Origin of the sequence: Microbispora triticiradicis, assembly GCF_005864065.1 — a bacterium.
GTDB classification, from domain to species: domain Bacteria; phylum Actinomycetota; class Actinomycetes; order Streptosporangiales; family Streptosporangiaceae; genus Microbispora; species Microbispora triticiradicis.
Window position 1 is genome coordinate 404,312 of record NZ_VANP01000003.1, and the last position, 26,008, is coordinate 430,319.

At 73.1% G+C, this 26,008-nt stretch carries 17 protein-coding genes; 5 read left to right on the forward strand and 12 right to left on the reverse strand.

The window, feature by feature from the left end; translation table 11 throughout:
* Positions 1 to 21: 21 nt before the first annotated feature.
* The 4 genes from FED44_RS09895 to FED44_RS09910 are packed head-to-tail and all read right to left on the reverse strand — an operon-like array spanning position 22 to position 3,959.
* Complete coding sequence (locus FED44_RS09895; protein WP_138460464.1) at positions 22 to 867, reverse strand: sugar phosphate isomerase/epimerase family protein; 846 nt, start codon at positions 865 to 867, stop codon at positions 22 to 24.
* 32 nt (positions 868 to 899) lie between these two features.
* On the reverse strand, positions 900 to 1,733 hold the full coding sequence (locus FED44_RS09900) for a carbohydrate ABC transporter permease (RefSeq protein ID WP_244301820.1): 834 nt from the start codon (positions 1,731 to 1,733) through the stop codon (positions 900 to 902).
* Complete coding sequence (locus FED44_RS09905; RefSeq protein WP_111698479.1) at positions 1,730 to 2,608, reverse strand: carbohydrate ABC transporter permease; 879 nt, start codon at positions 2,606 to 2,608, stop codon at positions 1,730 to 1,732. Before FED44_RS09905 ends, FED44_RS09900 begins: the two co-directional genes overlap by 4 nt.
* Before the next feature lie 25 nt (positions 2,609 to 2,633).
* Positions 2,634 to 3,959, reverse strand: coding sequence for an ABC transporter substrate-binding protein (locus FED44_RS09910; protein WP_138460465.1), 1,326 nt, complete (start codon positions 3,957 to 3,959; stop codon positions 2,634 to 2,636).
* Between the two features lie 366 nt (positions 3,960 to 4,325).
* Here FED44_RS09910 and FED44_RS09915 point away from each other — a divergent pair, with 366 nt between their 5' ends.
* From FED44_RS09915 to FED44_RS09925, 3 genes are all read left to right on the forward strand, one after another.
* Positions 4,326 to 5,327 carry an SIS domain-containing protein gene (locus FED44_RS09915; RefSeq protein WP_138460466.1) on the forward strand — a complete coding sequence of 334 codons (1,002 nt, stop codon included), beginning with the start codon at positions 4,326 to 4,328 and terminating at the stop codon, positions 5,325 to 5,327.
* A gap of 73 nt (positions 5,328 to 5,400) precedes the next feature.
* Positions 5,401 to 6,300 carry a PfkB family carbohydrate kinase gene (locus FED44_RS09920; protein ID WP_138460467.1) on the forward strand — a complete coding sequence of 300 codons (900 nt, stop codon included), beginning with the start codon at positions 5,401 to 5,403 and terminating at the stop codon, positions 6,298 to 6,300.
* A gap of 11 nt (positions 6,301 to 6,311) precedes the next feature.
* Complete coding sequence (locus tag FED44_RS09925; RefSeq protein ID WP_138460468.1) at positions 6,312 to 7,403, forward strand: LacI family DNA-binding transcriptional regulator; 1,092 nt, start codon at positions 6,312 to 6,314, stop codon at positions 7,401 to 7,403.
* A 35-nt stretch (positions 7,404 to 7,438) separates the two neighbouring features.
* On the opposite strand, the gene FED44_RS09930 is transcribed toward FED44_RS09925, so the two are convergent.
* The gene (locus FED44_RS09930; protein WP_138460469.1) at positions 7,439 to 8,479 is read right to left on the reverse strand and encodes a sulfotransferase family protein; all 1,041 of its coding nucleotides are present in this window, start codon (positions 8,477 to 8,479) and stop codon (positions 7,439 to 7,441) included.
* 122 nt (positions 8,480 to 8,601) lie between these two features.
* On the reverse strand, positions 8,602 to 9,483 hold the full coding sequence (locus FED44_RS09935) for a CDP-alcohol phosphatidyltransferase family protein (RefSeq protein WP_111698452.1): 882 nt from the start codon (positions 9,481 to 9,483) through the stop codon (positions 8,602 to 8,604).
* Positions 9,484 to 9,637: 154 nt separating this feature from the next.
* On the opposite strand from FED44_RS09935, the gene FED44_RS09940 reads away from it, so the two are divergent.
* Complete coding sequence (locus FED44_RS09940) at positions 9,638 to 11,227, forward strand: stealth family protein (RefSeq protein ID WP_138460470.1); 1,590 nt, start codon at positions 9,638 to 9,640, stop codon at positions 11,225 to 11,227.
* Between the two features lie 28 nt (positions 11,228 to 11,255).
* On the opposite strand, the gene FED44_RS09945 is transcribed toward FED44_RS09940, so the two are convergent.
* The 5 genes from FED44_RS09945 to FED44_RS09965 all read right to left on the reverse strand — a co-directional run bounded on the left by FED44_RS09945 (position 11,256) and on the right by FED44_RS09965 (position 23,818).
* On the reverse strand, positions 11,256 to 12,890 hold the full coding sequence (locus tag FED44_RS09945) for a hypothetical protein (protein ID WP_138460471.1): 1,635 nt from the start codon (positions 12,888 to 12,890) through the stop codon (positions 11,256 to 11,258).
* Entirely contained in the window at positions 12,887 to 16,030 is a 3,144-nt protein-coding gene (locus tag FED44_RS09950) for a CDP-glycerol glycerophosphotransferase family protein (RefSeq protein WP_167521437.1), read from the reverse strand. The genes FED44_RS09945 and FED44_RS09950 overlap by 4 nt, the downstream gene beginning before the upstream one ends.
* A gap of 122 nt (positions 16,031 to 16,152) precedes the next feature.
* Positions 16,153 to 20,049: a bifunctional glycosyltransferase/CDP-glycerol:glycerophosphate glycerophosphotransferase gene (locus FED44_RS09955; protein WP_167521438.1), complete on the reverse strand. Its 3,897-nt coding sequence runs from the start codon at positions 20,047 to 20,049 to the stop codon at positions 16,153 to 16,155.
* On the reverse strand, positions 20,031 to 21,911 hold the full coding sequence (locus FED44_RS09960; protein WP_167521439.1) for a glycosyltransferase: 1,881 nt from the start codon (positions 21,909 to 21,911) through the stop codon (positions 20,031 to 20,033). Before FED44_RS09960 ends, FED44_RS09955 begins: the two co-directional genes overlap by 19 nt.
* Positions 21,908 to 23,818 (reverse strand): glycosyltransferase family protein, encoded by a 1,911-nt coding sequence (locus FED44_RS09965; RefSeq protein ID WP_138460475.1) that lies wholly within the window; start codon positions 23,816 to 23,818, stop codon positions 21,908 to 21,910. Before FED44_RS09965 ends, FED44_RS09960 begins: the two co-directional genes overlap by 4 nt.
* 218 nt (positions 23,819 to 24,036) lie before the next feature.
* On the opposite strand from FED44_RS09965, the gene FED44_RS09970 reads away from it, so the two are divergent.
* A complete protein-coding gene (locus FED44_RS09970) occupies positions 24,037 to 24,780 on the forward strand; it encodes a polysaccharide deacetylase family protein (RefSeq protein WP_165900777.1) in 744 nt (247 codons plus the stop codon).
* On the opposite strand, the gene FED44_RS09975 is transcribed toward FED44_RS09970, so the two are convergent.
* Positions 24,719 to 25,993, reverse strand: a complete 1,275-nt coding sequence (locus FED44_RS09975) for an acyltransferase family protein (RefSeq protein WP_244301821.1) — start codon at positions 25,991 to 25,993, stop codon at positions 24,719 to 24,721. The two genes, FED44_RS09970 and FED44_RS09975, sit on opposite strands and share 62 nt — an antisense overlap.
* Positions 25,994 to 26,008 lie beyond the last annotated feature (15 nt).

The following is a 26,008-nucleotide window of genomic DNA, read 5'->3' on the forward strand; positions in this document are numbered from 1 at the left end:
GACGCCGGGGCCGCCGCGCCGCTACGCGCGTGGCGCGCCGGGGGTGAGCGCGTCGCGTACGGCGGCGAGGCAGCGTTCGACGACGGGACGGGGGGCGAAGGCGTAGGTGCCGTCGCCGAACAGCTCGAACGTCATGTGGCCGTCGTACCCCCGGCGCGCGAACGCGGCGAGGTACTCGGCGAGCGGCAGCTCGCCGTCGCCCCACGCGAGGTGCCCCGCCGGGCGGCCGTCGATCAGGTGGACGTGGCGGACGCGGTCGCCGAGCGCGTCGAAGTAGTCGTCGACGCTCTCCCCCGCGACCGCCATGCCGACCGTGTCGAGCACGGCGCCCAGGTTCGGCGCGCCGACCTCGTCCAGCATGCGGGCGAGCGCGCGGGAGTCGTTCAGGAGGTTCGACTCCACCCGCTGCAGCGGTTCGAGCACGCACGACACGCCGAGACCGCCGGCGTACGCGGCGATCTCGGCGAGCGCGTCGGCGGACCGGCGCAGGCCGATCTCCACCGGCTCGTCCTCGTGGCCCCGGCCGGGCGTCAGCAGCAGCAGTCCGGCGCCGAGTTCCGCGCACAGTTCGGCGGCGCGGCGGAACATCGCGATGCTGGCCGCGCGCAGCCGGGTGTCCGGCGAGGCGATGTTGACGGGGTACATCACCTGCTCGGGCGTGAGACAGCGCACCCGCAGGCCGCGTGACTCGACCCGGCGGCGTACGGCCCGGGCCTCGGCGTCGCTCACCCACGGCACGTGGAAGTGCGGGGCGATGCCCCACAGCTCCACCTCCTCGCGGCCGAGATCGGCGGCGTCGTCGAGGAACCGGTCGAACGGCAGGTGCTGGTAGGAGAAGTTCGATCCGGTGATCCGCGGGAAGGACATCGGCGCTCCTGTCGCAGGGGAGGGGGGCGAGGTCATTTTCCGACTCCGTCGGCGAGGCCCTTGACGATGTACCGCTGGCCGACGAAGAACAGCAGCACCACCGGGACGGCGGCGATCGTCATGCCGGCGAAGACGACGGGGAACTCGGTGCCGTGCTTGCTCATCAGGCTCATCAGGCCGACGGGAAGGGTCTGCACGCCGGCGCCGCTGGTGAACACCATCGCGAAGAGGTACTCGTTCCAGGCGAACAGGATGTGCAGCAGGACCGTCGAGACGAGGATCGGCTTGCACATCGGGAGGGTGATCCGCCAGAACGCGGTCCACCGCCCGCAGCCGTCCATCTCGGCCGCCTCGTCCACCTCGCGCGGCAGATCCAGCATGTACGCCCGGATGAGAAACGTGGTGAACGGCACCCGGAAGGCCGTGTAGAGGACGAGCAGCGCCCAGAAGCTGTTGTACAACCCCATCGACTGGAACATCTTGACCAGCGGGACCAGCGCCACGCTCGGGGCGAGCATCAGCCCGCCCAGGATCAGGCCGGTGACCGCCTTGCCGAACGGGATGTCCACCCGGGTCAGCCCGTACGCCGCCCACGCGCTGACGAAGACCGTGGCGACGGTCGACGTCACCGTGACCAGGATGCTGGTGGTGAGGTAGTTGCTGACCCCGCGGTTCCACGCCTTCTGGTAGCTGTCGAAGCTCCAGTGGGAGGGCAGCGCGAAGGGGTTGCCGAAGATCTCGCTGTTGGTCTTGAACCCGTTGACCAGCATCCACAGCAGCGGATAGACCACCACCACGGCGAGGCAGAGCAGGAACGCCCAGAGCAGCAGGCGGGCGATCACCCCGAGGAAGCCGACCCGACTCACCACTCCACCCTTCTCCTGCGGGCGACCCACAGTTGTGCGACGGCGATGGCGAGCGTGACCACGAAGATGACCGTCGCGATCGCGGCCGCGTAGCCGAAGTCGTTGCGGACGAAGCCGCTGCGGTACAGCCAGGTGCCCAGCACCTGGGTCGAGTTGTCCGGCCCGCCGCCGGTCATCACCATGACCTCGTTGAACACCTGGAACGCCCCCGAGATCGTGATCATGATCATCACGCCGGTCATCTCGCGTACCAGGGGAAGGGTCACGTGGAAGAACCGGCGGACGGGTCCGGTGCCGTCGATCGCCGCGGCCTGGTAGATCTCGCGCGGGATGCGCTGGATCGCGACCGCGAACAGCAGGGTCGAGTAGCCGAAGCCCTGCCACTGGCTCATCGCGACGATCGCCGGCATGGCCGTGCTCTCCTCGCCCAGCCACGCGTGCCGGAGCCCGTCGAGGCCGACCCCCTGCAGCAGGTGGTTGAACAGCCCGAGGTTGGGCTCGTAGATGAAGTAGAAGAGCAGGCCGGCGACGGTGAGCGAGATCGCGCTGGGGATGAAGTAGACGGCCCGCAGGGCGCGCTGCCACCGCTCGCTGCGCACGCCCTCGATGAGCGCCGCGAGCACGAGCGAGCCGAACACCTGGAACGCGATCGACACCACCGCGTACAGCACGTTGTTGCCGAGCGACTTCCAGAAGACCGGGTCGTCCACGAGCTTGCCGTAGTTGGCGAGCCCGACGTACTTCTGGCTCCCGCTGAAGATGTCCCACTTGAGCGTGCTGAACCCGAAGTTCTCCACCAGCGGGAAGTACACGAACACCCCGACCAGCACGAGGGCGGGGACCGCCCACGCGAGCCCGGCGGCCCGTCTGCTCATGGCGCGCACCGGCCCGTCCTCCCGGCTACTTCGCCGACGCCGAGGCCTGGCGCACGCTGTCGAGCACCTGCTCGGGGGTCTTGCTCCCGGTGATCAGCGCCTCGCCGCCGGACAGCCACGCGTCGGCGACCTCGGGGACGGTGACCGTGTCGAGCCACGCGGCCAGCTTCGGCGACTTGTTGACGAGCTCGATGCCCTCGAAGACCGCCTTGCTGGAGGTCTCGGGTGTGACGGCTCCGACGACCGTGCTGGGCTGGCCGTACGGCGGCGACGAGAGCGTCTGCGCGTTCTTCGTGCTCGTGACGAACTTCATGAAGTCGATGGCGAGCGGGATGCGCGGCGAGGCGGCGTTGACGAGGTAGCCCTCGGGAGAGCCCTCGACGATCGAGGGGTCGCCGGCCGCCCCCTGCGGCGCGGGAAGCTGGAAGATCCCGAAGTCGTCGGTGGCGAGCTTGCCCTTGGCCGTCTCGTTGTCGAACTCCAGGATCTCCTGGTAGTACATCGCGGACTTGCCGTCTGCGAACGCCTCCTGGGCGGAGGTGTAGAGCACGCCGTTGGTGCCGCTCTTGGTGTCGGTGCAAGTGTCGACCAGGGTCTTGAACTGGCTGAGGGCCTTCGTGTAGCCGGGGTCGTCGAGCTTGGCCGTCGCGGGCTTGAGGTCCGCCTCGAAGGCCGCCGTCGGCACGTCGTACGCGAAGAGCTGCTGCAGGTAGTGCAGGGCCGGCCAGCCGTCCTTGTTGCCGAAGGAGATCGGCTCGTACCCGGCCTTCCGCAGCGCCGCGCAGCTTCCGACGAGCTCCTCGAACGTCTTCGGCACCTGGACCCCGGCCTTGGCGAACGCGGCCTTGTTGTAGCCCATGAACTTGCCGTTGCCGTAGAGCGGGATGCCGTAGTTCTTGCCGTCGTAGGCGAAGGCCGACAGCGCGCCGGGGCTGAAGGTCTTGCCCCAGTCCGTGTCTGGGCCGATCACGCCGGTGAGGTCGGCCGCCCGGCCGCCGCGGACGAAGTTCTCGGCCCAGTTGCCGGTCCACGTGAAGTAGATGTCGGGCAGGGCGTTCGAGGCCGTGAGCGTCTTGGTCTTGTCCTTGATGCTCTGGTCGGTCTCCTGGATGAGCTGGATCTTCACGCCGGGGTGGAGCTTCTCGTACTCCGCGGCCAGGTCCTCGAAGTACGGCTCAAGGGGCTCTCCGGCGAACTTCGTGAGGATGCTCAGCGTGCCCGAGTACTCGGGGCTGGCGGCGGCGTCGGCCGCGGGAGCCTGGTCCGCCTGCCCGCCGCCGGTGCAGCCGGTCAGGACGAGCACCGACGTCCCGGCGAGCGCCGCGAACGCCGTCAGTGCACGAGGGCGCATGGGCTTCCTTTCTCTCGGGGGTCTTCTCGAGGTCCTGTCTGGATCTCTTCGGGAGAGGAGGGACCGCCGGTGCCTGGGCACCCGAGATCCGCCGGGACGCGCCGCCGGCACGACCCGTTCAATGACGGGTGACTGTACAGAGCATGTGATACCGGTACCAGACCTCAGCGGGAAGATTTTTTCTCCCGAGCGCCTACCGCCCCCTTAGACACCGATGAAACAGCAGATCACAGCATCAACAGCCATGAAAACACACCCCGGTGTTGACTCCCGCCCAGTAGGTGTGCCAGCGTCACCTTCTGCGTGAGACCGGTATCAGGCAGGACGGCGCCCCGGTCCGCGGGCAATCCCGAAAGGACGCGAAGCATGCTCGGATTCAACGAGCCGGAATTCCTCTCCCAGATGGCGAGCGCGGTGGCGTTGCGGCCCCAGATCGAGGAACTCGTCGATCGGCTCGTGGACGAGGGATTCGACAACCTCTACCTGGTCGGCGCCGGCGGCACCTACGCGCAGATGTGGCCGTACGAGCGGCTGGCGCGGCAGCGTTCCACCTTCGACGTGCGCGCGGTCATCGCCGCGGAGCTCATCGCCGCGGGCGAGGCGGCGCTCGGCGAGCGCTCGGTGGCGGTCTTCACCTCGGCCTCCGGCACGACCGACGACACCGTGCGGGCCATCGACTACTGCAAGGCCAGGGGCGTCCACACGATCGGCATGACGGGCTACCCCGACTCGCCCGTCGCGCGGAACGTGGACACCGTGCTGCTCACCGAGCCCAAGGCGTGGCCGTTCGACCCGCAGATGCTGGTCTTCATGACCCGGCTGCTGTCCCGGCGGGGCGAGTTCGAGGGCTACGAGAAGCTCGCCGCCGAGCTCGACAAGCTCCCGCAGATCCTGCTGGAGGTGGCGAGGCAGGCCGAGCCGGTCGCCGAGAAGTTCGCCGACGACCACAAGGACACCGGCTACTACTTCCTCGTCGGCGGCGGCAACCTGTGGGCGTACACCTACCTGTACTCCATGTGCGTCCTGGAGGAGATGCAGTGGCTGCGCACCACGCGGGTGCACAGCGCCGAGTTCTTCCACGGCTCGCTCGAACTGCTCGAAGAGGACACCAGCGTCATCGTCTTCCAGGGCGAGGACGAGGCGCGGGGGCTCACCGAGCGCGCGGCGAACTTCGCCAGGCGCATCTCCAAGGACGTCACGGTCTTCGACACCAAGGACTACCCGCTCGACGGGATCAGCCCCGAGTTCCGCGGCCTGCTCGGTCCGCTGGTCCACGACGTGGCGACGGGCCGCGTGAGCAAGCACCTGGAGAGGGTGCGCGACCACTCCCTCGAACTGCGCCGCTACTACCGCGTCATGGACTACTGACCGTCATTCCCCCGTCCCGGGCCTCCGCCGTGCGCCGTGCACGCGCGGGGGCCCGCCCCTCAGGAGCACGTCCATGAGAGTCCTCGGCTTCGGCGACAACGTCGTCGACCGGTTCGTCGACCGCGGCATCGAGTATCCCGGCGGCAACAGCGTGAACGTGGCCGTCTACGCCCATCGCCTCGGCCTCGACGCCGCCTACCTGGGCGTGTTCGGCGACGACGACTTCGGCGACTTCCTGCGCGCGTCGATCGCCGCCCAGGGCGTCGCGATCGACCGCTGCGTCGTACGGCCCGGGGAGAGCGGCGTCTCGACCCTGCGCGTGGACGACGGCGACCGGATCTTCGTCGGCTTCAACGGCGGCGGCGTCACGACCAGGGAGCCGATCGTCCTCGACGACGCCCTCCTGCGGTACGCCGCCTCCTTCGACCTGGTGCACTCCAGCGTGTACTCCGCCGCCGAGAGCGAACTGCCGAAGCTGGCCGGGCTGGACACGCTGGTGAGCTACGACCTGTCCAGCGAGGACGAGTTCCGCACCCCGGCGTACCTCGACCGGATCTGCCCGCACGCCGACCTGGTGCTGCTGTCGTGCTCGCACCTCGACGAGGCCGCCACCCGCGCCCTGCTCGCCGACGCCGTACGGCGGGGCGCGGGGCTCGCGCTCGCCACCCGGGGCGAGGAGGGGGCGATCGCGCACGACGGCCGGGTCATGCTCGCCGCCCCCGCGCAGCGGGTGGCCGAGCCCGGCCTGATGGTCGACACCATGGGCTGCGGCGACGCCTTCCTCGCCGGGTTCGTGGTCCACCTGCTGCGCGCCGGCTGGCGGACCGGGGCCGCGCCGGGACCGGACGCGATCGCGGGCGCCCTGCGCGCCGGCGCGCGCTCGGCCCACGACCAGTGCCTGGTCGAAGGCGCCTTCGGCCACGGGCGGCCCGTCGTCGCTAGCATGTGGTCATCTGGTGACCGCGAGAAGTGAGGACTCCGGCCATGCCGACTGACCGGGGCCAGGCCGCCGGCCGGCCGACGATCTCCGAGGTGGCCGCCGAGGCCGGCGTCGGACGGGCGACCGCCGCCCGCACGCTCGGCGGTTACGGGCACGTCAGCCCCGAGTTGCGGGGGCGCGTGCTCGCCGCGGCCGACAAGCTCGGCTACCGCGCCAACGCACTCGCCCGCAGCATGTCGACGGGCGTGAGCCACACCATCGGGGTGATCGTCGCCGACATCGGCAACCCCTTCTTCGCCGGTGTGGTGCGCGGCATCTGCGACGCCTCACGGGCCGGGGGCTTCGACACCATCGTGCTGAGCACGTACGAGGACCTCGACGAGGAGGTCGCCGCCACGAACGTGCTGATCGACAAGCGCGTCGACGGCATGATCATCGCGTCCGCCGCCGTCGGCGGCCGGGACGTCGGCCACATCAAGGAGGCGCTGAACCGCGGCGTTCCCGTCGTCCTGGTCGACCGGGCCGTCCCGTCGCTCGACCTCGACGCGGTCGTCATCGACAACCGCGACGCGGCGCGCGAGGCGGTCGAGCGGCTGATCGCGGCGGGGCACCGGCGGATCGGCTTCGTGTGGGGACCGCCCATGGAGCGGCCGCCCGCGACCCGCCGCGAGCTGCTGGAGGCCGCGTCCCGCAACCTGTGGACTGACGGCGAGCGCCTGCGCGGCTACCTGGACGCGTTGGACGACGCGCGGATTCCCTTCGATCCCGGCCTGGTGATGGTCGGGCGCAAGGTGGAGGAACGGGTCACCGAGGAGGTCGCCCGCATGCTCGCCCTGCCCGACCGCATCACCGCGCTGTTCTGCACGGAGACCGAGGCGGTCACCGGGGCCCTGCGCGCGCTGCGGGCCGCCGGCCTCGCCTACCCGCGCGACGTCGCCCTGATCGGGTTCGACGACAGCGCGTGGGCGGCGGTCATGGACCCCCCGCTCACGATGATCGAGCAGCCCGTGCACGACCTCGGCGCGAAGGCGGCCCAGGTGCTCCTCGACGGCATCCGGGGCGTCGAGCCGGTCCGGGAGACGCACACGCTGCGCTCGCGCCTCGTCGAGCGCGCCTCCGTCGCCCCTCCCCCATGATCCCGGCGCCGTGATCCCGCCGCCACCTCAGGGGATCAGGCGCGGAGCAGTTCGGGGGTGCGCTGCTGGGGCAGCCCGGCGAGCCGCCGCTGGCCCTCGGTCAGCAGGGCGGCGATCGGCCCCGGCTCCCGCAGCCGGGTGAGCCGGTCACGGTTGTACTTGCGCTGCCGCGCCGTGCGGCGCTTGCTCACCGCCGCCTTGTACGCGCCGACGTGGTCGCGGTCGGCCTTGCGCGCGCCGCTCAGCTCGTAGCCGTACGCGGTGAGCCGCTCGCCCAGCACCTCCTCGCACAGCGAGATCTCCCACGACTCCAGCCGGGCGGCCCACTTGCCCGAGTGGGCGGTGGTGACCTCCTCGTGCGTGTTGCTGTGCCACACCTTGTGCCTGGGCACGGCCAGCTCGGCCACGTGGCGGGGCTCGCACATCGCCGGGTCGTAGTCCTCGCCGAGGAACACGCACAGCTTCTTGAGCTCGGTCTCCGGGTCGGCGGTGAGGTCCTCGTAGCGCAGCTCGTAGAAGGTGCCGTCCGGCAGCCTGCGCGCGTTCCGCCGGCCGAAGTCGACGGCCTCGGCCCAGTTGGCCATCGCGTGCACGGCGTCCTCCTTGTACCAGGGCATCTGCTTCAGCGAGGCCACGCAGTCGCGGCCGTCCCGGACGAGGTGGACGAACTGCGCGTCGGGGAACAACCGCATGAGCATCTCGACGTGCCGGTAGTAGCTGGGCCGCTTGTCGCCCCAGCGCGGCTTGCCGAAGCGCTCGGCGTAGCACTTGAAGACCATGCCGATGACCGAGCCGAAGCTGCCCGGGCCGAGCATGGCCGCCTGGACGAAGTCGGGCCGGCTCAGCCCGAGCTCGTGGAACTTGGTGGTCCGGCCCTCGGCGATCCAGCCCGCCAGGCGGCGCCGGTTGTCGGCCAGCCGCATGTCGCCGTACGCGCGGCGGGAGAAGTAGGCCGGGACGAGGAACCGCGTCTCCGGCGGCACGGCGACGCGCGGGTGCGAGTGCAGCATGAGCTGGAGCATGGTGGTGCCGGAGCGCGGGCAGCCGATGACGAAGACAGGTCTGTCCGAATGCATGAGATCAATCCCCCGTGAAGAAGTTGCCAGTCGTACGGCCGCCGCCCTCCCCCGGGCGCGTCCGTGACGCGGGTCCCACGGCGCGTGCCGTGCGAACGTGTGGAGCCAGCCGCCGGGGCCGGTCAGATCATGATCTTCTCGCGCTCCGCGGCGGTGTCGGGCACCTGGCGGGCCGCCAGCCAGACGCGGTAGACGAGGCTCATCTCGAAGACCAGCAGCAGCCCCCCGGCCACGACGGAGACCGGCACCAGGGCCCGGGCCCCGAGCAGCGGGCCCACGACGAAGACCGCGGCGTGGAACTCGATGCCGCTCATCACATGGGTCCGCACCCGCCGCCGCACCAGGAAGACCCGGAACCGGTCGTACCAGGGGAAGCGGGCGTGGAACGCCTTCTGCAGGTCGACGACCGTGGCGCCGTCCCCGGCCGCGGCCTCGCCGGCGGCCCGTTCGAGCTCGCTGCGCGGCCGGGCGCGCAGGACGCTCTCGGCGAGGACGCACTGGCCGTCCAGGCGCGACTCGACGAGTGCGCGGGTGGCGTCCTTGACCCGCTTGAGCTGCGGGCCGTTGATGTAGCGGAACAGGTCGAGCACGACGACGCCCACCGCGGCGAGCACGAACTCCGGGTCTCCCGAGCGGGAGTACTCCCCGAACCCCCAGCCGAAGGCGCAGCAGACCACCCGCACCCGGTCGCCCACGTAGTCGAGCCACAGCCCGAAGGGCGTCCCCGTGCCCTTCAGCCGGGCGATCTTCCCGTCCATGCAGTCGACCGTGAAGCTCAGGTAGAACAGCGCCGCCCCGGCGACGAGCATGCCCTCCGCGAAGGCGGCCGCCGAGGCGAAACCGACCAGCATGGACAGCCTGGTCAGGCCGTTCGGCGTGACAGAGGTGTGGTTGGCCGCGAGCAGCGCGAGTCGGCAGGCGAGCGGATCGACCATGAAGACGGTCCACCACGAGTCCCTCGGCTTGCGCGTCGCGAGGATGTCGTTCAGCGTGAAGCCCCCCATGCAGGCAACAATGACTACAAGCGGTAGCCGTTCGCCTGCTCTTCTGTAACAGAGAGGGAATCTCGTTGCCACTTCTTGACCGCCACCCGAAGTAGGTAAACCATCCCCCAATCGGGTGGCCGATCCGTTACAGTGCGTGTCCGAGGGGGAGACCATGCCCGTTGTCACGTTGTACCGGCGGCTGCAGGGGCGGTTGCGCGGGCGGCTGCCGGCCGTGGAGCCCACACCGAAAACCGCGCTCATCCGGGCCGACGCGAGCCCGCTGCAGGCCCAGCGCGAGACGCTGGACGTGGTCTGCGCCCTGCTGGCCGAGGCCGCGGTGCCGTACTTCTGCGTGCGCCCGCTGCCTGACCGCCCGCCGGTGGTCGCGGTGCCCGAGGAGGACCGCGACCGCGCGCTCGCCGCGCTCGCCGCCGGCGTCCACCCGCTGTTCGCGGCACGCCAGCCGTACGGCAGGCCGGGGGCGCGGGCCCAGGCGGACGCGGGGCGGATGCGCCCGGTGCGGCGGGCCGCGCCGCTGCTCGGCGACGCCAGGGTCGTGCGGCTGGCCATGTACTTCGCCAGCCCGTCGCGGACGCTCACGCTCGGCCCCGAGAGCGGCCTCGACCTGGAGTTCTGGGCCCGTGAGGGCGACGACCTGGTCGGGCCGCGGCCCAACCCGGCGTGCGACCGCGTCCCGGCCGGCGGCCCGGTGGCGGAGGGCGGCGAGGAGCTGTTCCTGCCCCTCGCGTGCCCGGCCCGCCGCGCCCGCGCCTACCGGACCCGGCCGGAGTTCCTCCGGCGGCTGCTCGACGACATCGACTTCCCGATCGACGCCGTCTACACGTGGGTGGACGGCGCCGATCCCGCCTGGCGGGCCCGCCGCGACCAGGCGCAGCGCGAGGAGGCGCGGCGCGTCGGCGGCCCGCTCAGCGAGATGGCGACCACCGAGGCGCGGTTCACCAGCAGGGACGAGCTCCGCTACTCGCTGCGCTCCCTGCTGATGTACGCCCCCTGGATCAACCGGATATGGATCGTCACCGACGGCCAGACGCCCCCGTGGCTCGACACCACCCACCCGATGGTGTCGGTGGTCGACCACAAGGAGATCTTCACCGATCCGTCGGTGCTGCCGGTGTTCAACTCGCACGCCATCGAGACCCAGCTTCACCACATCGAAGGGCTCAGCGAGCACTTCCTGTACTTCAACGACGACTTCTTCCTGGGCCGGCCGCTGGCGCCGCGGACGTTCTTCGAGGGCAACGGGATCACCCGGTTCTTCCCCAGCACGGTCCACGTGCCCTTCGGCCTGCCGGAGACCGAGGAGTCCCCGGTCCACGCGGCCGGGATGAACAACCGGCGGATCCTGGAGGACCTCAGCGGCCGCACGATCACGCAGAAGCTGAAGCACGTGCCATACGCGCTGCGCAGGTCGCTCATGTACGAGATCGAGGAGCGGTTCGCCGCCGAGTTCCAGGCGACGGCCCGCAGCAGGTTCCGCACGTCGCGGGACATCTCGGTGGTGTCCTCGCTGGCGCACTACTACGGCTACCTCAGCGGGCGGGCGGTCCCCGGCCAGGTCGACTACACGTACGTGGATCTCTCCCTGCCCAAGACGCCCGCCCGGCTGCGCCGCATGCTCGCCCGGCGCAGGCACGACGTGTTCTGCCTGAACGACACGTCGCCGACCGACGACGAGCAGGACGCGCTGCTGGCACGGTTCCTGGAGGCCTACTTCCCGACCCCGGCGCCGTTCGAGCGGTGAGCCCGGCGGCCCCTGCCGCCTCCCGCCGTCACCTCCCGCCCCGGCCGTTCCCGCCTCTTCCGCCACTCGCCCCGGGGCCGTTCGCCCGGATCTCGTCGCGCGCCTCGTACCTCTCGGCGTACAGGCCGCGGAAGGTCCGGCGCCCGGCCGGGACGAACGCGCGGGTCACCACGTCGAGCCGGCGACCGGCCAGTCCCGCCTTGCCGGTGTGGCCGACGACCCAGAGCGTGCGCAGCCCCGAGATGCGGGCGGCCAGCAGCCGCGGGCCGACCTCACGGCCCCCGAAGCTGCCGTCCCGCTCCGGCGACCGGGCCAGCGCGACGTCGTCCAGCCCGCCGAAGACGGACGGGTAGACCGTGGCGTACTTCCTGACCTTCGGGGGCACGAACAGCACCCCGTCTCCCGGCCGCGCGGCGGAGGCGAGCAGCGCCAGGACCGGGCGCGGGTCGTCCTGCCTGCCGTCCGGCCCGCGCGTGGCGAGTTGCCCCGGCGCCGACAACCCGATCCAGGCCGCCAGCGCGGCGACGGCCACGCCGGTGGGCAGCGCGGCGATCCCCGCACCGGCCAGCAGCGCCGCCGCGGGAACGCAGCAGAAGACGTACCGGAAGACGTACACGGGATGAGCGGCCCAGGACGCCGCCAGCAGCACCGTCGCGGGAACGAGCAGCCACGGCAGGGTCACCCGCACCAGGGCCGCGTGGGCGGCCCGTGTGGCGCGGAGGCCGCCGGCCAGGCCGAGGACGAGTCCGAGGAGTGCGAGGGCCCAGGCCAGCGGGGCGACCCCGAGTGCCGTGAGCGCGGTGGCGGCGAGCGGCGCCGGCGGGGCGAGACCCGGCCGGGGCGGCGGGGCCGTCGCGCCGAGATCCCCGAACATCTGGACGGCGAGCCGCCCCACGTCGGCCGCCTCGGGCCGGCGGATCCAGCTCACCTGCCCGCCCTGCCGGGAACCGAGCCAGGCCAGCGGCGCCACGGCCGCCGCCGACGCCGCAGTCGCACAGGCCCATCGCGCGAGCGGTCCCCGCGACAGGACCACGACCACGCCGTGGGCCCCCACGATCAGGAACGCGAAGAGGTTGAGGTAGGCGAGGGCGGTCAGCGCCAGCGCGTATCCGGCCAGCGCCGCCGGGGTGGGCGCCCGCAGCACGCGCAGGAGCAGCAGCGTCACGCCGACGGCCGCGGCCGTCGTCATCGGGTACGGCCGCGCCTCCTGGACGTATCGGGAGAAGATCGGCATGAGGGCCAGGAGCGACCCGCCGTACAGGCCCGCCCGGCGAAGGCCAAGCGCGCGGCCGAGCGCGCCAGTCCCGGCGGCGGCCAGCGCCCCCGCGAGGACCGACGGCAGCCGCAGCGCCACCTCGGCCGTGCCGGAGACGCCGACGACCATGTGCATCAGCGCGTAGTAGAGGCCGTGGACGGCGTCGACCGACTGCAGCAGGTGGGTCATCTGCGGGAGGGTGCGGACGGCGGCGCTCACGGTGGCCGCCTCGTCGCGCCACAGCGGCGGGCCGCCGAGGCCCCACAGCCCGGCGGCGAGCGCGAGCGCGGCCGGAACCCCGGTGACGGCACACGCGCCGGCCTTCTCGCGCAGTGACCGCGCCGACCCCCGAGGCGTGGGCTCGGAGGCGTCCCGCGCGGCCCTTCGGGCGTCGGTCCGCCCGTTCACGGCAGCATGCGCGCGACCACGCGCGCCGAGGCGTGCCCGTCGTCCCAGGGGCAGAACCGCTGGGCGAACTCCGCGTAACGCGCCGAGAACGGCCCGAGGTCGCCGTATCGCAGCACGTCGAGCAGGTCCGCACCGGTCCTGACGACCGGCCCGGGGGCCACGGCCTCGAAGTCGAGGTAGAAGCCGCGTACCTCGTCCCGGTAGTGCTCCAGGTCAGGGGTGAAGAACACCATCGGCCTCCCGGTGCAGGCGAAGTCGAACATCGCCGACGAGTAGTCGGTGACCAGCACGTCCGCGGCCGCCAGCAGATCGGCCATATCCGGATATTTCGAGATGTCGCGGACTCGGTGGCCGAGACCCTCGGGGATCGCCAGGTGCCGCGCCACCAAATAGTGGGCCCGTACGAGCAGCAGGTCGTCGTCGTCCAGCGCCCGGGCCGCCCGGGTGAGGTCCAGGGCGAGCCGACCGGCGCCCTCCGGCTCGTCGTCCCGCCACGTGGGCGCGTAGAGGACGACCCGCCGGTCGTCCGGCACGCCCAGCCGCCGCCGGACGGCCCGGGCGCGCGTGGGGTCGAACAGCACGTCGTTGCGGGGGTAACCCGACTCCAGGACCTCCCCCGCGTAGCCGAACGCGCGGCGCAGCGCGGTGGTCGCGAACGGGCTCGGCGACAGCAGCAGGTCCCAGGTCGCCACCTGCCGGGTCAGCTCCGCCTGCGGCGCCTGCCGCGCGTACGGCATGCCCTCCAGGTCGAGCCCCAGGCGCTTGAGCGGCGTGCCGTGCCACGTCTGCACGACGGTCTGGCCACGCGGCTTGTGGTACCACCCCGGCTGCGTACGCCGGTTGGCCACGACGAAGCGGCTGGTGCTCAGCGCCTCCTCGTGCTCGCGTGAGCCGTGCAGGACCAGGCGTACGCCCGGAGGCACGGTGAACTGCCCGTCCCTGGTGACCCAGACGATCTCGACGTCGGGGTGACGGCGCGACAGTTCCTCCGAGACGGCCCGGGGGTTGCACGAGTACTGGCCGCCGCCGTAGCTGTCGAAGACGGCCGCGTTCCGCAGTTTCGCGCGTCCCCCGGTCCGGCCGCTCGCCCGGGACCGGGCCGCGGCCAGGCGCCTGCGCGTGGCGTACGGCCCCCGTTCGTGCGGGCCGAGGGCCGGGCGCACCACGAGGCTGAGCGCGCCGTCGCGGGCCGTACGGAAGGAGACCTCGTGCAGCCCGGCGACATGCGGCCGGGGCGGGTCGGCGATCAGGGCCGGGCAGAGCCGGACGCGCTCGTCCCCGGCGAGCACGCGCCAGGTGCCGCCGCCGAGCGGCAGCCCGTCAGCCGTCCTGCCGATCACGGCCGTCCATCCGCCCTCGTCCTGGCGGACCGGCCAGGAGTGGTGTTCGGTGCCGCGGTCGAGGGTGATCCGGCCGCCGGGGAACCGGCCCGGTCCCTCCAGGACCGGTTCCCCCGCGTCCGTCCAGCGCACGGCGCCGACATGCACCACGCCGGAGTCGGCGAGCGAGCCGTCACCCGGCACGACCTGGCCGCCGCACACGCCCGGGCCTCCGGGCCCGCCCGCGCCGGTCCGGGCGCCCGGACCGGCGGGCCGGCCGTCATCTGCGGCCGCACCGGCCGTGAGGGTGAGGCCCCGATCCTGCGTGAGGGAGACCCGCACGCCCGCGACGTCGAAGACGCGCTCGCCGGGGGCGCCGGTCGCCCTTCCGGCCCTGGTCACGCCCCGCGCCCGGACCATGGCGTGCAACGTCCATCGACCGGTTCCGGACGCCGAGGCCGCGCGGAGCGCGTCCAGGTCGATCTCGGTGGCGAAGCCGGAGTCGTCGTGGCACACGACCGACTGGCGGGAGTCGGCCGTCACATCGGGGCGGCGGACCCGCCGTACGGGCAGGGCGATCCGCTCCTCCCCCCGCTGGAGCCACAGCTCCGTCCGGCTGTGCCCGCTGTCCAGGTGGGCGATGTACGCGTGGCCGGTCAGCAGGAGCCCGCCGCCCGACGGCCGTACGTCGTCCGCGCGGGCGATCAGCCGCAGGTCGCGGGTCGCGTCGAACAGCGAGCGCGGCACCCGCGGATCACGGCGGAAGGGATAGTCGAGATACCAGCGGCGGCGGACCAGCCCGCGCCGGAGCACTCCCCGGTGCCTGATCTCCGACTCCGCGAACCGGTGCAGCTCCGCCAGTTCCCCGGTCATGCCGTGGGCGGCCAGGAAGATCTGCAGCCGCCTCAGAACCGGCAGCCGCTCCATCGCCTCCCGGTCGAGCCGGGCCAGCGCGTCGGCGAGTCCCGCCGGAAGCCGCCCGGGGGCCGCGCGCAGCACCGCCGCGAGGTCGGGCCCCTCCGCGAGGCGCAGGTCGTAGGTCGTCCGCAGGTTCGGGGCGTGCCGGGCGAGCAGGTCGGCGACGTCCAGCATCGCCCGCAGGCGGCGCAGCGGGTCGGCCTGCGGCCGGGACCCCCGGGTGAGGCACACCACGTCGCCGAGCACGTCGGCGGAGGAGGACAGCACGTGCGCGGGGATCGTCACCGGGAAGTCCTCACCCAGCCCCTCGGGGAAGGCGAACCGGTGCCGGTTCCAGAACTCCCTGCGGAACACCGTGCCGCCCGCGCGCGGGTCGTCCAGCAGCTTCGGGTGCCGGGTGATGTGCGTACGCAACCGCGCCGCCGATCCCGCCACCGATCCCGACGCCGAGAACGCCCCCGACGCCGTCGCGCCCGTCCCCGAGCCCGTCGCGGAACCGGTCGAACGTCCCGTTTCCGGGCCTGTGGCGGCCCCGCCGGACGCGTACGGGCTCCAGCGGCGGATCCTGCCGCAGGCGAGGTCGGAGCCGGTGTGGTCGAGGGCGTCGACCAGCGTGCGGTAGGCGTCGGCGGGGACGACGGAGCCGGGGTCGGCGAAGGCGAGATAGCGGCCGGTGGCGAAGGCCGCGCCCGCGTTGCGAGCCGCGCCCGGGTCGTCGCCGCCGTCGCCGAGCGCGAGAAGCGTGAACCGCGGGCCGGGGGCCCGCAGCCCTTCCGGCCGCCCGGCGAGGATCACCTCGATGTCGTCGAGAGTCTGGTCGTGCAGGGACTTGAGGCACTCCTCGGCGTGTTCCTCCCCGCCGTGCAGCGGGACGACCACCGAGAGCCTGGGAGGCGCTGTCACGCCGTCAGGATGCCGAGGCACGGCGAGGCGACACCCCGCCGATCTCAATTGCCTTACGGTTCCTTGGCACATCCTTGACCATCCGGCCGATCGACGGGCGCCGGATACCGCCATCGCCGGGCTCAGCGGAACACGAGGTCCACGAGCCGGGCGGCGGCGTGCCCGTCGATCGCGGGACGGTACCTGCGGAGGAACGCGCCGAGCGCGTCCCGGTGCTTGTCGGCGATCTCGTCCAGGCGGGTGAGCGCCTCGGCCACCTCGTCGGCGCCGCGCAGCGTCGGGCCCGGCGCCTCCGGATGGAGGCACAGGTCGTGTGGCGCGCCGGGGTGGAGGAGCATCGGACGCCCCGTGACCGCGAACTCGACCATCGCCGCGACGTCCCCGGTCACCAGGACGTCGGCGGCGAGGAACAACTCCTGCGGATCCGGATGGCCGGTGACGTCCACGACACCGCCTGCCCTTCCCCACGACCCCCGTCCGAGATCGGTGGCCCCACCGGAGGAGCCGATTGGAGAGCCGCCCGAGGAGCGCGCGTGAGAACGGGCGAAGGGCCGGGCGGCGGCCGGCGACGGCCCGCGGACCAGCAGTACGCAGTCGTCCGGAAGGGCGGCGGCGAGACGGCCGGGGTCGAGCGCGACGTGCTCCCCCGGCACGTACAGCACGGCCGTACAGCCCTCCCGCAGGCCGAGACGGCACCGCACCTCGGCGGCGCGTTCGCGGGCGCCGGGGCCGGCCAGCAGGTCGTCACCCGGCAGGCCGGTCTCCAGGACCTCCCCCTCGAAGCCGGACGTCCGCCGCAGCCAGGGCGTCCACCAGGGACCCGGGCTGACGAGGTGGGTCCACTGGTCCGCCCCGAAGTCGCCTCCGGGGCCGTCCTCCGCGCCGCCCGGCCATCCGGTCGCGTGGCCCGCGACGCCGTCCCCCGGAGTAGCCACGGAGTCGTCGGCGCAGGCCCTCCGTCCGGCGCCCGCGACGCCGTCCCCGGCGTCGGCCACGCAACTCACGGCGCCGGGCGGTCGCCCGGCGGGCGGACCGGCGGTGGGCGTGGCGGTGGGCGTGGCGGTGGGCGTGGCGAGGGCGAGTGCGGTCGCCGGGCCCTGCCAGGTCTGGACCACCACCTGACCCGGCCTGCGCTCGAACCAGGCGGGCAACGGCGCGTCGGTGACGATGTAGCGGCATCGGGCGAGGGCCTCGTAGTGCTCCCGTCCCAGCGTCCGCACCGGTTCGACGTCGTCCGGAAGGGCGACCTGACCATCCCGCACGCTCCACAGCAACGGCAGGTCCGTCCCGCGCCGCCGCAGTTCCTCGCACACCGCCCTCGGGCTGCCGCCGAAACGCGTGCCGCCTCCTCCTTCGAACAGGACGGCCTCCCGCAGCGGCCGTCCCCGCATCTGCGGGTACGTCCGCGTGCGCAGCGTCCGCTGGGCCCTCTTTCCCCGCTCGTCGGCGGTCAGGTCGCCGCTGACCGTCAGCACGGCGCGGCCCGGACCCGGCACGACGATCCCGAACGTACGGCGGGCCGTCTGGTGGATCGCCGGCACGTCGGTGTCGAACTCCAGGGGCAGGTCCACCGGCTCGGCCCGCTCGATCGGCCACACCGGCCCCAGCGGCTCTCCAGGCGCTGTCGGTTCCAGGGGCGCGATCGGCCTCAGCGGCACGACCGGCACGACCGGCACGACCGGCGCAAGTGGCCCCAGCGGCTCCGGCGAACCCGGCCGTCCGGCCGCCCCGGCCGACGCCTGGGGGTCCGGAACCGGGCGGGCGCGGACCGACAGCGCGTACCGCCCGCGTGGCAGCGGCAGCCGCCCGGCCGGGCCGGCGACCTCCTCGGGCGTGAGCCGCGCGCGGAACCGGGTTCCGGAGCCCTCGATCGGCAGCGACCACTCGCCGTACCCGGTGAGTACGGGGTCGAGCGCGGTCACCACCAGCGCGGACACCTCGTGCGGCACGGCGAACCCGCCCTCGACGAGCAGTTCGCCTCCTCCTCCTCGCCCGGCGGGCAGCCACTCGGCGAGGTCGGCGTAGGCCGCCATGGGCTGGTCGCGCAGCACCAGGCCGCCGGTCCGGTCACGGAACACGACGATCTCCCGGCCGGCCAGGCCGTACCGGCCGAGGGGCACGTCGTCGGCGACGGTCACCGGCGTCGCCTCACCTCCCGCGGCGCGCACCTCGACCTCCCAGCACGTGTACGGCACGGCGACCTCCGGCGGCACCGTGTGGCGGGACGCGGGCAGCAGGTCGCGCAGATCGACCACGGCCTCGAACGTGCGCCGGTCGACGTTCACGGGGTACGTGCGGGGCACGCCTCCGGGGCGCCGGGTGACCTGGAGCTCCGGGCACGGGCCGAGGTCGTTGACGACGTGTCCCACAAGCCGCAGGCGGCCGTCGCGTACCTCGCCGGTGACCACCCGAGCGGTCTCCCGTCCGGCGCGCAGGACCAGGTCGCCCGTCTCGCCGAGCAGCGGGGCGACGTAGTGGTCGGGGCCGGCGCTCCGGTAGCCCGCCTCCTCCGCCATGGACGTGGAGGCGCGCGGATCTGACAGCCGCCCGCGCCGGACGACGCCCCGGTGGAGGACCCGGAGCTCGACGTGCCACCGTCCGAGCCTGCCGGGCCGGGCGAGCGCCGCGGGGTCGATCGTGATCCGGAAACCGCCCCAGTCCCGTTCCGCGCCCTTCGCCGACACCCGGGCCCTGGTCACGGCGGCCGGGACCCGGATCCGGCGGCCGGTCCGTTCGTGGACGAGCGCGGCGAAGACCTGCTGGTGGATGCGCCGGGTCGGACGGAGGTACGGCGGAGCCGTGCGGCCCTCGATCACGAGCGCGCCGTCCTCCCACCGGATCGCGTCGATGCGGTGCCGGGGGACGAGTTCGTCCCTGGCCCTGGTGACGGCGGCCGGGATGTCGCGCGCGGAGTCGCGCACAGGGTCACGCCCGGAGACGCGCGTGAGGGGGACGTTCAGGTGGTAACCGCCCATCCTGCGGACGAGCCGCCGGTCGGGCTCCACCTCCCGGTCCCAGGCGAGGACGTCCAGCAGGTCGGCCAGGCGGCGTTCCCGCACCAGATGCCACTCCACCCGCCGCAGGGCGGGCAGGTCGTCGAGGACGCACTGCGCCACCTCCTCGAGATAGCGGCCGGCGAGGTCGAGGAAGTGGTGCTGGAAGGCGCGGGACCCCTGGTCCAGCACGTCGAGGAAGTTCGTCAGGTCTGCGTCGAGAACGGCGTGGTCCCAGGCGTGGATGTGCGCGGTGAAGTTGTGCTCGCTCAGGAAACGGCGCACCTCGGTGACGGCGGCGAACCGGCCCTCCAGATGCCCGGCCCGGGTCTTGTCCTGCGTGATCGAAGGAGCGGTCGAAGGAACCGCCGAGGGAGTCGCCGAGGGTCCGCCGGCCTCGCGCCGCCGCCAGAGGTAGACCGGGGCGGGCAGCACGTCGACCGACCGCGCCAGGAAGTGGGCGCGCAACGCCACCGCGATGTCCTCGTACAGCACGCCCTCGGGAAAGGCGAAGCCGTGGGCGTCCCAGAACGACCGGCGCCAGAGCTTGTTGGTGACCAGCCGGTCGCGCAGCAGCGCGTGCCTGCGGGTGATGTGGGTGGCGTCCGCCGCGTCGGCGAAGACGGGCCGGTGCATGGCCGACTGGCGGGCGCCCCGGCCGTCCAGCCGCAGCACGTTGCCGGTGGCGAGGTCGGACCCGGTCCGCTCCAGGGACGCCAGGAGGTATTCGAGGGCGTGCGCGGGCAGCAGGTCGTCGCTGTCGAGGAACATGAGGTGGTCCCCGGTCGCGTGGCGCACCCCCGTGTTGCGTGCCGCGCCGAGCCCGGCGTTGGCCTGCCGGACCAGCCGGAACCGCGCGTCCCTCGCGGCGAATCCGGCGGCGATGCCGGCGCTGCCGTCGGGCGATCCGTCGTCGACCATGACGACCTCGACGTCCTCCCAGGTCTGCGCGGCGACCGAGGCCAGGCAGGCGGCGAGGTACGGTTCCACGTCGTAGATCGGGACGATCACACTGATGCGGGGCACGGGCGGTCCTTTCGCACGAGGGCGCGCAGGCGCCGGCGCAGCAGGCGGGCGGTACGGCGCAGCGGCCGTGCCCCGAAACGACGGCCCCCGAAACGACGGGAGCCGGAACGGCGGAGCCCGAGACGACCGGCCCAGGAACCTTCGGACCCCGAACGACCGGACCCGGAACGGCGGAGCCCGAGACGACCGGCCCAGGAACCTTCGGACCCCGAACGACCGGACCGGGAACGGCCCAACCCGGAACGACCGGAACTGCCCCCGGCGCCCGGCGAGGTACCGGAACCACCCGTCCAGGCGCGGCCCGGACCAGGTGGGGCGGCGCCCCCGGCCTTCCCCGTGCTCCCGGCACCACCGGTGCCACCGGCGCTCCCCGCACTCGCCGCGCTCTCCGCGGGCAGGAGCCCCCACTTGTCGCCGGCGTCCCACACCGTGCCGAACATCTCGTGGATGAGGTCGTCGAGGTCGTCTCCCGGCCGGGCGCAGCGGCGGGCGCGGGTGACGGCGGCCGTGCGCTCCAGCCGGGCGTGGACGACCTCGCCGTCCTCCCGTTCGTCCAGGGCGAGGGAGACGATCCCCAGCCGCTGCCGGTCGGCATGCTTGACGACCGCCCCGATGGTGCCGCGCGACGGGACCCAGCCCGGCGGGCAGTGGAAGCGGAACGGCACCGGGAAGCAGTCGTCCGGCACGGTCTCCCGGAACCGGACCCGGGGCTCGCCCTCGTAGCAGGCCAGCATCAGGCGCAGGTCGAGCGACGGATCCCCGAGCGGGTCCCGCCGCCCGCCGCGGAGCCGGCCCCACGGCCCGGTCACGGTAACCCGCACGTCCGGCAGGCGCCCCGCGAGCACGCCGTCGACCGTCGCCCTGACCTCCTCGAACGAGGCGTCCTCCGCGGCGACCACGACCTCGACGTACGGCACGAGGTAGGTGCGGTGGGGATGCCTGCGCAGCCAGCGGAAGACGGGCACGCGTTCGGCCAGGTAGGGCCAGTTGTGCCGCTTCACCTCCGGCTCGCGGCGCATCACCGTCGAGCGGCCGAGGTGCCAGCACCGGGCCCGGCGGTCGGGCACGAAGACGGCCCCCGCCTGGGCGAGCCGGTAGCCCAGTTCGGTGTCCTCCCCGAGGACGAGCGACGCGTCCAGACCCCCGGCGGCCCGCAGCAGCGCCGCGGGCAGCGACGCCGTGGCCCCGACCATGACGGAGAACGCGGTGAAGCCCGCCGCGCGCAGGTCGTCGGTCTGGTCCCAGCGCCCCTCGGTCCACTGCGGGGTGGTGTCCTCCTCGGCGAACAGCTTGTCCACCGTGCCCGCCTCGACGGCGGCGAGCACCTCGCTCGCCGGGATCTCGTCCAGGCCCGGCACGAACCTCAGGTGCCCGAGCACGACCAGGTGGTCCGCGAGGTGGTGCCAGCGCATCTGTGCCTCGACGTGCTCGGGGAACAGCACGAGGTCGGCGTCGAGATAGAGGATCACCTGGCCCTCGGCCGCCTCCGCCCCGGCCGCGCAGGCGCTCGCCCTCCCCCACGCCCCGTCGCGCGGGCGGACCACCCGCAGCCGCTCCGGCACGGGCCAGGCGTCGGGCGAGGGTTCAGCGCGGGGCGCGGTGGAGGGGCCGGTGGACGGCTCGGCGGACGGGACGGATGGCGGCGGCGCGGGCCGCTCGCCGTCGTCCACCACCACGACCTCCGTCAGGTGGGCCGGGTAGGTCTGCCGGGCCAGGCTCGCCAGGGTCAGCGGCAGCGTGTGCTCCGCACGGTGGGCGGGGATGACCACGCTCACCGTGAGCGTGGGGGTCCACTCCCCCGGCGCAGGCGGCTGCCCGAGCACCCCGTAGTCGTTGAGCGGGATGCGCACGCCCCCCGTCACGTCCTCACCTCCGCCCGCCATTGGGCACCGTCCTTCATCAGTCCGTTGAAGACCAGCCCGCGCCACTGCTCCTGGTAGGACGCGAGGAACGACTGCACCGGCTGGCGCCAGGTGTGGCCGTACGCGCTGCGGCGGCGCAGCACGTAGCCGAACCCGTGGGTGCGGTAGATGCGGCCGCCCGCCGCCTCGACGGCCTGCAGAAGCTGGCCGTCGACCGTCCTCGGCAGCGGCCGGAAGCCGCCGGCCGCCTCGAACGCGGCCCGGGTGACCAGCATCGTCCCCCCGGCCACCAGCGGCGCGAAGCGCTCGGTGCCGATGCACCGCCTGATCGTCACGTCGAGTTGCTCCAGGTAGACGAACTCTGCGGCCGACCCGACCAGGTCGGCGCCGCTGTAGAGCCGGGCGAGCAGGAGATCGGCGAGGTGGTCGGGGCCGTACCAGTCGTCGTCGTCCACCTTCGCGAGGTACGACCCGGACGCGGCGGCCGCCATCCGGTTCAGGACCTCGCCGAACGGTGTCGTCGCGGGCGCCTCGATCACGGTGACCGGCAGCGGCGTACGGGGAAGCGGCGCCTCCCGCGCGGTGAAGCCGTGGAGCCCCACGATCAGTTCGGCCGTCATGCCGCGCTGGCGCTCCATCTGCTCGAAGGCGAAGGGGAGCATCTCCGGGCGGCGGGTGCAGAGCAGGATCGACACCCGTGGTGCCGGCGGCACCGACAGGCCGGCGTCCGCGGCGAGCCGCCGCCAGCACGCGACCGAGCCGTGCTCGCGCAGCGCGGTCCTGCGCAGCCGGATGCTGATCTCCTCCCGGCGCAGGTCGGACGCGAGCGCCTCGGGGGTCACGGCGGCGAGGGCGGCGGTGAGCGGGGGGCCCAGCGCCTCGTCACGCGCCGGGTCGGGCTCGGTGAGCACCGGGATCCCGGCGGCCGCCAGCGCGGCCACGACGCGCGCCATGACCGGCGCGGGCCCGGCGGAAGCGGGCCCGGCAGAGGCCGGCACCGCGACCCCCCGGACGTCGCGCAGGCGGGCGACGTCCACGTCCGTGACGCGCCCGCCGGGCGGCAGCCGTACGAGAGTGGTGGGGCCGCAGGTGACGGCGAACCCGTCCCGGTGCGGCGTGAGCTCCGCGACTCCCTCCTCGGGGTGCGGCCGGAACCCGATCGGGTTGACGACGGCCTCGTCCACCGGTGGGACGCGGGACGCGCCGGCGCGCACCAGCACATCGCAGCCGGGGGCGTCGCGGCGGTCCGGCACCGGGCCGTCAGCGGGCGCGAGGGTGGCGTTGGCGTCGCCGGGCCGCCAGTCGGCCGCGTCCGCGCCCGCCAGCCCGGCCACGGGCGTGGTGGTCCCGGCCGCGCCGAAGAGGCCGTACGCGACGTGGGCCAGGATCTCCCCGGCGGCGACGGGCTCGGAGAAGGCGGCCTCCAGGTGCCAGCCGCGCCCGCGGCGGGCGACCCGCAGCCCGGTCAGCAGGCGCCAGCAGGGGGCCTGCCCGGCGGCCGGCAGCGGCCGGCCCGCCCAGGGCGGCACGTCCGCGACGGCGATCCGCACGCGCGGCGCCCGCGGCAGCAGGACCCGCAGCGGCACGGCCCTGCGCAGGTCGGCCGGGGACCGTGCCGCGAGCACCACGCACCCCGTCTCCTGCACAGGCCCGGTCTCCGGCACGGACACCGTCTCCCGCACGAATGCTGCCGCCCGCACGGACGCTGTCTCCCGCACGGACGCGCTCTCCGGCAGGGACGCCGTCTCCTGTGCGGGCACGATCTCCTGCGCGGGCGCGGGGACGGGAAGATGCTCCAGCGGCGTCCACGGGCCGGAGAAGCCCTCGACGAGGCGGCCGAGCAGCGACGGACAGGATTCGAACCCGATCCACGTCCCCCACGCCGACCGGGTGGCGGCTCGCCTCACCCGCCCTCCTCACGCTGCGCGGTTCCTCATCCGACCGGCCCAGCATCGCGAACCGCACCCGTGCGGGTGCCGCCTTAGTCCCTTCCTTGGCCGAAGGTTTAATCCTCCCGCCGGGTCCCGGCGCGGGGTTCTCACACGAGACGTAATCGGACTGCAACGGAGGAAGTGGCACGAGACGCGTTACGATGCCGCGTTGTAGATTCCCGAGGAGTACCCCCATGGCCGTACGTCGTCTGATCCCCCTCGCGGTCGCGTGCGCCCTCGCGACGGCCGCCGCCCTCCCCGCCCCCGCCCACGCTCGCGCGGCCCGTGAGCCGTTCTGCGCGACCCACAAGTGCATCGCCCTGACCTTCGACGATGGTCCGGGGCAGTACAACCAGACACTGCTGAAGACCCTCGCCACGTATAAGGCGAAGGCCACGTTCTTCCTGATCGGCTCCGAGGTGAAGAAGCACCCGAAGCTCACCCAGGCCATCGCCAAGGCCGGTCACGAGATCGGCAACCACTCGTGGGACGGCAGGTATCTGACCGAGCTCACGTACGCCGAGATCAACAAGAAGATCGGCGACACCCAGCGGCTGATCACGAAGACGACCGGGAAGGCGCCGGTGGTCTTCCGCGCGCCCGGCGGGCTGCGCAACGGCGGCGTGGAGGAGCTCACCGCCAAGTTCGGGCTCATTCAGATCCCGGGCACGACCGCCACGAAGGACTACATCAAGGACTACCGGAACGTGGACTTCCTCACCTCACGCGCCCTGGAGATCGCCGGGGAGGGCGAGGTCGTCCTGATGCACGAGACGGTCAAGGAGACCGTGGAGTCGATGCCGAAGGTGCTCAAGGAGCTGACCGCGCAGGGCTACCACTTCGTGACCGTGTCCACCCTGCTGGAGGGCGAGGAGCTCATCCCGGGACAGGTATATCCCGACCCGTCGCGTGACTCGATGACGATGACCGTCGAGTGAACCGCCGGCCCAGGCGCTGGGCCGGCGACTCCACGAAGCGGTAGGTCAGCCAGCTCAGCGTGAGCGTCCCGGCGAGGTAGCCGAGCGTGAGGACCGCCCGGCCGGGGTCGGTCACCGACTTCAGGTCCCCGACGAGCGCGTTGAGATACCTCAGCAGCGGATGGTGCAGCAGGTACACCGAATAGCTGATCAGGCCGAGCCAGGTCAGCACGCCGGGTACGCGTCTGCCGCGCAGCGCCATGCCGATCGCGAACGTCACCCCGGCGAGCACGATCGTGGTGATCCACACGTCGGGCTGCACCCACCACCAGCCGGCCTGCACCGACCATACGGGCGCGGCGGCCACGAGGACCGCCGCGGCCACGACCGGGCCGAGCCCGGCCGTGCCCCGCTCCCAGCGGTACAGCGCGGTCCCCGTGAACATCACCGCGAGGATGGCCGCGCCGAACCACGGCACGAAGCTGCCGAACAGCAGCAGCACGAGCGCCATCAGGCCCAGCGCGTACGCCGCGGCAGTGCGGAACCGGCCGATGACCAGGCAGGCCAGGCCCGCGACGAAGACCACGCAGGCCGCGACGGCCGGCCAGTGACCGGGCAGCAGCGGCGCCGAGAGCACCAGTCCGGCGACGACGGCGACCACCCCGAAGACGATCGCCAGCGCCCCGCTGCGCCGGTGCATCCCGCCCGCGAACAACGCGGTCACCAGCAGGTAGAACACCATCTCGTACGACAGCGTCCACATCGGGTCGGCGACAGCGCCGACGTGGACGACGTCGAGCAGCATGCTCAGGTGCGCTGCCACGGCCGAGGGGTGGCGGGGCACCTCCTGGCGCACCGGCACCCAGATCGCCATGACCAGCACGACGGCGATCACCAGCAGATAGAGCGGATAGAGGCGGAAGACCCGGCTGATCCAGAACGCGCCCACGTCGCCCCTCTTCTCCAGAGACGCGGGGATGATGTACCCGCTGACCAGGAAGAAGACCAGCACGCCGTACATGCCGAGGCTGAACCAGTAGGGGCGGAGCGACGGCATCACCCAGGGCAGCGCGTGCTCGGCGACCACCGCCATCGCCCCGATCCCGCGCAGCGCGTCCAGCCAGGCCAGCCGACCGGCCCCGGCGGGGCGTTCGGCGGCCTGTTCGGCGGGGCGTTGCGCAGGGTGCGGTGGCGTGGTGCCGGGCCGCGGGGTCTCGCGCTCTGTGGCAGTCACCGCGCCACACTATCC